Annotated in this window: 9 protein-coding genes; 7 read left to right on the forward strand and 2 right to left on the reverse strand. The window is 70.0% G+C overall.

Annotated features, from left to right (window positions below; all coding sequences use genetic code 11):
* The coding region (locus VMS22_20090) for a hypothetical protein (protein HXJ36342.1) at nt 1-351 on the forward strand (351 nt) is incomplete at its 5' end.
* Here the strand turns inward: VMS22_20090 and VMS22_20095 are convergent.
* Nucleotides 348-1,493, reverse strand: a complete 1,146-nt coding sequence (locus VMS22_20095) for a hypothetical protein (GenBank protein HXJ36343.1) — start codon at nt 1,491-1,493, stop codon at nt 348-350. The genes VMS22_20090 and VMS22_20095 overlap by 4 nt on opposite strands.
* Before the next feature lie 151 nt (nt 1,494-1,644).
* Here VMS22_20095 and VMS22_20100 point away from each other — a divergent pair, with 151 nt between their 5' ends.
* Genes VMS22_20100 through VMS22_20125 form a run of 6 tightly spaced genes read left to right on the forward strand, consistent with a single transcriptional unit; the run spans nt 1,645 to nt 7,633 of the window.
* A complete protein-coding gene (locus VMS22_20100; GenBank protein ID HXJ36344.1) occupies nt 1,645-2,925 on the forward strand; it encodes an aromatic ring-hydroxylating dioxygenase subunit alpha in 1,281 nt (426 codons plus the stop codon).
* Nucleotides 2,926-2,959: 34 nt separating this feature from the next.
* Entirely contained in the window at nt 2,960-4,570 is a 1,611-nt protein-coding gene (locus VMS22_20105) for an acyl-CoA synthetase (protein HXJ36345.1), read from the forward strand.
* Nucleotides 4,567-5,277 carry an enoyl-CoA hydratase/isomerase family protein gene (locus VMS22_20110; protein ID HXJ36346.1) on the forward strand — a complete coding sequence of 237 codons (711 nt, stop codon included), beginning with the start codon at nt 4,567-4,569 and terminating at the stop codon, nt 5,275-5,277. Before VMS22_20105 ends, VMS22_20110 begins: the two co-directional genes overlap by 4 nt.
* 53 nt (nt 5,278-5,330) lie before the next feature.
* Nucleotides 5,331-6,032 carry a fatty acid hydroxylase gene (locus VMS22_20115; protein ID HXJ36347.1) on the forward strand — a complete coding sequence of 234 codons (702 nt, stop codon included), beginning with the start codon at nt 5,331-5,333 and terminating at the stop codon, nt 6,030-6,032.
* A gap of 8 nt (nt 6,033-6,040) precedes the next feature.
* A complete protein-coding gene (locus tag VMS22_20120) occupies nt 6,041-6,664 on the forward strand; it encodes a class I SAM-dependent methyltransferase (protein ID HXJ36348.1) in 624 nt (207 codons plus the stop codon).
* 48 nt (nt 6,665-6,712) lie between these two features.
* Complete coding sequence (locus tag VMS22_20125) at nt 6,713-7,633, forward strand: hypothetical protein (GenBank protein HXJ36349.1); 921 nt, start codon at nt 6,713-6,715, stop codon at nt 7,631-7,633.
* Between the two features lie 19 nt (nt 7,634-7,652).
* Here the strand turns inward: VMS22_20125 and VMS22_20130 are convergent.
* Nucleotides 7,653-8,106 (reverse strand): CoA transferase (locus VMS22_20130; GenBank protein ID HXJ36350.1); only part of this gene is annotated, 454 nt, incomplete at its 5' end.

Below are 8,106 nucleotides of genomic sequence, written 5' to 3' on the forward strand. Positions count from 1 at the left end.
CAGCTCGGCGGCCCCGGGCTCGAGGTCGTCGATCCGCTCCACACCGACGTCTTGGTGGCGCTCGCGGACTCGGGAGGCCCGCTTCTGTGCTGCACGCTCGGGAGCGAGCACTGGATGCGCCTCTTCAAGCAGCACTACGGATTCTGGGACGACCACGCGCAGCTCTGCCCGCCCCTGAACGACATGGGCCTCACGAGCCGGACCGACGGCGCGCGCATGAGCATCCTCATCCGGCACCTGGCCCGCTTCACACCACCGGACCTGCGCGTCGCGGTTCGCATCGGCCAGGCGTGCGCCGCCGGATCGGCGTCGCTCCGGAGCACGCCCGGCGGCGGCGCGACCTTCCCCTAGAACGTTCCCTCGAGCGAGCCGATCGGGCTCCACCCCGAGTCGCGCACGCCGTCGTCGTTGATCGGCGTCGAGACGCCGAGCGACAGCAGCACCGTATGCCAGAGGCGGATCCGCACGCCGAGCGTGGTGTCGAAGTAGTCTTTCCGCTGCGCGTCGACCCCGAGGTACGGCTCCGACCGGACGCCCGACGGCGTCACGTGCGGACCCGAGACCGAGGACTCGGCGCGCCAGTTGCCGACCTCGCTCCGCCCGCGTAGCTCGGCGCCGAACGACATCCACGCGCACGGCTGGAGATCCATCGCCCACGCATAGTGCCCCGAGCTGTGGCTCGCGATGCCGAGGTTCGCGTCGAACCCGGCCTCCCAGTGGGAGTCGATGAGGCCATCCAAGAACACCGTCGAGAGGACGGCGTAGGGGCCGAGCTCGCCGTAGCCCGTGCCGAGCCCGTCCTGCGGGGAGCCGGTCGGAATGCGGGCGATGCCGCCGATCGCGCCCGTGAAGCCACCGGCCTCGAAGAGGCGATACTTCACGCGCACCAGCATGTCCGCGAGACCGACGATGTGGAACGACTCGCTGCTGGCGCTGGCGACGAGCAATCCGTGCGGCGTCGTCTGACGTGCCACGATCTCTGCGTCGAGGCCGGCGATCGGAATGGCGACGTTCACGTCGAGGTCGTTCGTGACGCCGTAGGTGACGTTCAGCGTCGCCATCGTGTAGCGGAGCTCCGGGGTGGCGCTGAAGCCGATCGCCGTCTGGCTGTAGCTCAGCGGATACGGATCGACGCCGAGCTTGTCGCCGTCGTACTCGTCGAAGTGGATCCACTGGAAGGCGAGGTCGAAGCTCCAGAGGTCGTCGCCGACGGTATCGGCGCGCTCGGTGAAGAACGGCTCGGCGAAGGTCTGGGTGGTGCGTTCGTAGCGGCCGCTGTCCTCGTCGTAGCGGAACGTGAAGCCGCTCGACATCGACGGGATGGGGAGATTCCGCGCCGCCTGCTCGAGGATCGTGTCGACGGCGTTCTGGTAGGCCGGCGTGACGGCGAACTCGAGCCCGAGCAGGCCCGGCGAGGTCCGGTACGCGTGGCGCAGATTGCTCGCCCGCGCGACGCCGCCGCCGCACAGGAGCGCCAGAACCACGAGCCCCACCGGAGCCGCCCCTCGCCTCCACATCGCCCCGTCCTCCCCGGTTCCCCCGGGTCCCTGCCTCCATCCTGCCTCTACGAACGCCCCTCGCGAAGGTCAAACGGCGTCGTCCCGACGGTTGTCAGTGCCGCCGTCGCGGCCCTAGAGTCGTTCCGTGGCCGGCGACGGGCTCATCGCCAAGGAGCGCTATACATCGCGCGCGTTCCTCGACCTCGAGATGGAGCGCCTGTGGCCGCGGGTCTGGCAGATCGCGTGCCGCGAGGAGGAGCTGGGGGCGGTCGGGGACTACGTCGAGTACACGATCGGCGACCAGTCGATCCTCGTCGTGCGCACTGCGCCGGGAGACCTGCGGGCGTTCTTCAACGCCTGCCTGCACCGCGGCACGCGCCTGCTGGAGGGGCACGGCCGCGTGCGGACCGAAGGCATCCGCTGCCCGTACCACGGCTGGTGCTACGCGCTCGACGGTCGCCTCTGCGACGTCGTCGACCGGCACGAGTTCCCCGACCTGCCGGCGGACTTGCGGCTCGGCGCGGTGCGCGTCGACACCTGGGGCGGCTTCGTGTTCGTGAACCTCGATCCCGACGCGGAGCCGCTGCTCCGGTTCCTGGATCCGCTGCCGGAGCTGCTGGCGCCGTACCGGCTGCACGAGATGCGCTTCCGGTCGTACCTGACGACGATCCTGCCCGCGAACTGGAAGACCGCCATCGACGCCTTCAACGAGGGCTACCATGTGCAGGGCACGCACCCGCAGACGCTGCCGTGGGTCGACGACACCAGCCTCGCCTACGAGCAGTTCCGCACGCACGCGCACTACGGTCGGCTCGCGAGCGCGCGGCGCCAGCTCCGTCCGAGCCCGCGCCTCGGCCTGCGACCGGAAGACGTCGACGAAGGCCAGATCCTGGCCGCGCTCGTCGCCGGACTCGGCGGCGCGTTCCTGAAGGACGAGCGTGCGCTCGTCGAGGAGTTGCGCGCCGCGCCGCCGCCGGGGAAGAGCCTGCTCGCCGTCTATCAGGAGCGCCGCATGGAGCTGATGCGGTCGCGCGGGTTCGACCTCACGGGCCTCACGCCCGATCACATGACCAGCGCCGACGACGTCTACTGGTTTCCGAACGTGGTCGGCCCCATCTACCCGGGCAGCGCGATCCTCTTCCGCGTGCGCCCGAACGGCCTCGACCCCGAGAGCACGATCAAGGACACGTGGGTGCTCGAGTGGCCGCGGCCCGGGCAGCCCTGGCAGATGCCGGAGCGCCGCTTCTTTCCCGACTGGACGGCGCGTGATTGGGGCGAGATCACGACCCAGGACTACCGGAACATCGTGCGGGCGCAGCTCGGCATGAAGTCACGCAGCTTCGAGGGGCTGCGCCTCAATCCCCGCCAGGAGGGCAACATCCTCCACATGCACCGCGTGATCGACCGCTACCTCGCGCCTAGTTGAGCCCCGACTTCGGTCCGTGGTCTAACGTCCGGTCGTGGAGTTCAACCTCGCTGATCTCTTCGAGCACGCGGTCGACCACTTCGGCGATCGCGAGTACCTCGTCTGCGACGGCAAGCGCCGCACCTACCGGGAGATGGAGGAGCGCGCGAACCGGCTCGCGCACCACCTGGCGGCGCAGGGCATCGGCCCCGGCGACCACGTCGGCATCTACGCCTTCAACTCGGTCGAGTGGGTGGAGACCGCCTGGGCCGTCTTCAAGCTGCGCGCGGTGTGGATCAACATCAACTACCGCTACGTCGAGGACGAGCTGCGCTACCTCTTCGACAACGCGGACCTCGTGGCGCTCGTCTACCAGCGCCAGTTCGCGCCGCGCGTCGCGGGCGTGAAGGACGCCATGCCGCTGCTCCGGCACACGATCGTGATCGACGACGGCAGCGGCGAGGACTCCGCAAAGATCGGGTCGGTCGAGTACGAAGCCGCGCTCGCGTCGGGCTCGCCGGTGCGCGACTTCACGCCGCGCTCGGAGAGCGATCACTACATCCTGTACACCGGCGGCACGACCGGCATGCCGAAGGGCGTCGTGTGGCGTCACGTGGACGTGTTCATGGCCCTCGGGGGCGGCATCGACCCCATGACGAACGAACGCGCGCCCCGCCCGGAGTTCATGGTCGAGAAGGCGAAGAACGGCGTGCCGCTCACGTTCCTGCCCATCGCGCCGCTCATGCACGGCGCCACCCAGTGGGCCGTCATGGGGCAAAGCTTCCTCGGCAACCGGGTGGTCCTGATGGGCAAGTTCGACGCGCGGCGCGTGTGGGATCTCGTCCAGGCGGAGAAGGTGAACTCGATCATGATCACCGGCGACGCCATGGCGCGCCCGCTCGTCGAGGCGCTCCAGGCGGCGGATGCCGGCTGGGACGTGTCGTCGCTCTACCTCCTCACGTCGAGCGCGGCGACGTTCTCGCCGTCGGTGAAGGACCAGTTCTTCGAGCGCTTCCCGAGCCTCATGATGATCGACGCGGTCGGCTCGTCCGAGGGCGGCAACAACGGCATGGTGATGGTGCAAGCGGGCGCGACCGCCATGAAGGGCGGGCCCACCGTCTCGCGCATCGGACGGACGGTGGTGCTGGACGAGCAGGGCAAGCCCCTCGAGCCCGGCTGCGGCGTCATCGGCAAGATCGCGCGCGCGGGCGACATCCCGCTCGAGTACTACAAGGATCCGAAGAAGACCGCCGAGACGTTCGTCACCTACGACGGCGTCCGCTACGCCATCCCCGGCGACTACGCGATGATCGAGGCCGACGGGCGCCTGACGTTGCTCGGCCGCGGCTCGGTGTCCATCAACTCGGGCGGCGAGAAGATCTTCCCGGAGGAGGTCGAGGCGGCGGTGAAATCGCATCCCGCCGTCTTCGACTGCACGGTGGTGGGCGTGCCCGACGCACGGTGGGGCGAGCGCGTCGTGGCCGTCGTCGAGATGCGTCCCGGCGCGCGGGCGACGATCGAGGACATCCAGACGCACTGTCGCGCGAAGATCGCCGGCTACAAGCTGCCGCGGAGCCTGTGCGTCGTCGACCAGATCGTCCGCTCGCCGTCGGGCAAGCCCGACTACCGATGGGCGAAGCAGGTCGCGACCGGAGAAAACGCATGAGCGACGTCTACGAGCTCACGATCAGCGGCCCCGGCAAGAACGCGCTCAGCACGGCGGTGATGCAGGACATCATCCGCCAGCTCGCCGCGGCGGGAGGGCGGCCGGTCCTGGTCACCGGGGCGGGCGACGCGTTCTGCGCCGGGCTCAACCTGAAGGAGGTCGCCTCGCTCGATCGTGCCGGCATGGAGCGCTACCTGCTCCTGCTGGACGACGTCATCGACGCGCTGTTCGACTATCCGGCGCCGCTCGTCACGTGCGTGGGCGGCCACGCGATCGCGGGCGGCTGCGTGCTCGCGCTGTGCGGCGACGTGCGCGTCGCGACCGCCGATGCGAAGGCGCGGATCGGCCTCAACGAGGTCGCGCTCGGGCTCGAGTTCCCACCCAAGATCATGAAGGTCGCCCGCCAGCGCGTCGCGCCGCGCGCCCTCGAGCGGGTGCTCCTCGAAGCCGGGCTCTACGAGCCGCGGCGCGCGGTCGAGCTGGGCCTGGTCGACGAGGTGGCGGTGGACGCGCCGGCCCGGGCCCGCGCCGTGCTGGAGACGCTGGCCACCCACCCGCGCGAGATCTTCACGTCCACGAAGCGGACCCTCCGAGCCGGAACGATCACGCTCCGCGACGAGGATCGACGCTACTTCCGCGACGAGGTGCTGCCGCGCTGGTGCGCGCCGGCCGTGAAGGAGCGCGTGCTGGCGGCCCTGAAACGCTAGCTGCCGCGTCGATTCCGGTTGTCGACCGCCGGCGGCGGTCCTAGAATCCGCCCGTGCCACAGAAGGTCGACACCAAGCCCTGGGAGGTGACGCAGCCGCTCTCGAAGCGCGATCGCATGCGCGCCGAGGTGCTCGAGCGGACGCCGCCCTGGTACAGTCCGTGGGTGCACCTGGCCTTCCCGTCGCTCTTCGGCCTGTCGTCAATCGTCCTGGCAGTGAGTCATCTCCACGACGTGCGCTGGTACGAGTGGCTCTTCGTGCCGATCGTTCTCGGGCTCCTCAACGTCAACGAGTGGCACATCCACCGCAACGTCCTGCACCGCCGCACCTGGCCGCTCGAGGTGCTCTTCTGGCGCCACACGCCCGAGCACCACGTGATCTTCGTCCGCGACGACATGGCCATGCGCTCGACGAAGGAGTTCCGCCTGGTCCTCATCCCGGCGTATGGGATCGTCGCGATCTTCGTGACGACCCTCCCCATCACCGCGGCGCTCTGGTTCCTCGTCTCGCACAACGTGGCGCTGCTCTGGGTGGCGTGCTCGATGGGCTACACGGTGAGCTACGAGTGGCTGCACCTGGCCTACCACCTGCCGGCCGGCAACCCGATCGCGAGGAACCGGGTGATCGGCCTCCTGCGCCACCAGCACGCCGTCCACCACACGCCCGAGCTGATGCAGCGCTGGAACTTCAACGTGACGATCCCGTTCGGCGACTGGCTCCTCGGGACGACCTACCGCGGCCCGCTCGCCGGCTGACGTCCCACATGCCGGGACGGGACGACCTGCGCCGCATCACGCAGGTCACGCTGGAAGACTACGACCGCACCGCCGACGGCTTCTGGGAAGGGACCAAGGATCACGACGTCTCCCAGAACGTCGACGCGCTGCTGCGGCACGTCGAGGGCCCCGCGCCCCACGCGATCCTCGACTTCGGTTGCGGTCCGGGACGCGACCTGCGGACGTTTCGCGCCCTCGGCCACGAGCCGGTCGGGCTCGACGGTGCGCCGCGCTTCGTCGCCATGGCGCGCGCGACGTCGGGCTGCGAGGTGTGGCAGCAGGACTTCCTCGCGCTCGACCTTCCACCCGCGCGCTTCGACGGCGTGTTCGCGAACGCGTCGCTCTTCCACGTGCCTGCCCAGGAGCTGCCGCGGGTGCTGCGCGAGCTGCACGCGACCCTGCGCGCGCGCGGCGTGCTCTTCGCGTCGAACCCGCGCGGCCGCGACGACGAGGGCTGGCAGGGACGTCGCTACGGCGCGTGGCACGACCTCGCGACGTGGCGGCGCTACCTCGAAGCCGCGGGGTTCACCGAGCTCGAGCACTACTACCGGCCGGCCGGACGCCCGCGCCACCAGCAGCCATGGCTCGCGACGGTGTGGCGCAAGGCGTGACCGCGGGCGATTGACAGGCGCGGGAGCCGCGGTGGAGAAGCCCCCGTCATGCGCACGCTCGTGGCGACGCTCCTCGTGCTCTGGCCCCTCCTCGTGTCGGCGAAGGTCCTGAACGTCGAGTTCAAGTTCACGCCGTTCACGGGCGATCCGAAGGAGGACCACGTCGAGACCGTCGCCGGGAAGGTGGTCGTCTTCCTCAACGACGTGCCCATCGCCGAGCAGGTCGTGCGCAAGGACACCGTGCCGGTCATCTTCGAGGAGCGCGAGATCGCGCCGTCGGTCTGGGTGCCGGCCCAGTCGCTCGGGCCAGCGGTGCGCAAGGGCAAGAACACGATCCGCATCGAGTTCGAGCCCGCCGACGCGAGCACGCCATATCGCGCCCAGCTCCGCTGGGCGACGGTCACCGATCAGGTGAAGGAGGAGAGCGCCCCAGGAACGTACAAGGGAACGAATCAGGCCGACCAGGGTGTCGACGACAAGCAGGCGACGGGGAAGCTCGTGATGGAGCGGGAGTTCTTCGCCGACTTCGCCACCGATCGGCCCTGGCACCACCTGCCCCCCGTGACCTCGCTCACCGACGAGGACAAGCAGCAGCTCACGGCGCTCGTGCGTGCGCGCGCCGACTGGTTCAAGCCCGACTTCGCGTCCGTCTACAAGGCGCTCGAAGGCAAGGGCGACGTCGATGCCGCGCGCGTGCGCAAGGCCAAGTGTCTCGACGCGGCCTACAAGGCCGGCGTACGCATCACGGCCGTGCCGGAGGGCGAGCTCGAGTTCGTGACGACGGGCGGGCCCGAGGTGGTCGTGCGCGGCAAGAACGGCTTCCTCTATCCGCCCGATCCGAAGACCTTCGAGCGCATCAAGGGCGACGACGTGCAGATGTGCGCGGGCATGGTCCTCGCCTTGATCTATCAGTCGCGGCTCGTGGCGGCCCGCGCGGGGACCTCGGGCGCGTGGGAAGTGGTCTACTAGCCACGCGCCTTGGGCCGGATCAAATGATCCCCGACGCTCGGAGCTGCGCGAGCTCGTCGGGCGCGACGCCGAGCCAGTCGCGGTAGACGGCGTCGTTGTCGGCGCCGAGGTCGCGCCCCAGGTGGCGGATGGTGCCGTGGGGAGTGAGGAAGGGGGCGGCGGTCGTGATGGGGCCGGCGTCGGGGTCGTCGATGGTGACGATGTCGCCGCGCGCCGCGAAGTGCGGGTTTGCGAGGACGGCGGCGAGATCGTGCACGACGGCGGCCGAGACGCGCTCGGCGACGAGCCTGTCGACGGCTTCGTCGGCGGTGCGCCCGCCGATCCAGGCGGCGATGGCGGCGTCGAGGGCGTCGACGTTCTCGAGCCGCGCACGGTTGGTGCGGAAGCGCGGATCGTCGGCGAGATCGGAGCGCCCGACGGCGCCGAGGAGGCGCTGGACGATGTCGTTCGTTCCCGCCGTGATCGCGACCCAG

The sequence above is a fragment of the Candidatus Eisenbacteria bacterium genome, assembly GCA_035577985.1.
In the GTDB taxonomy this organism is placed as follows: Bacteria; Desulfobacterota; Binatia; order DP-6; family DP-6; genus DATJZY01.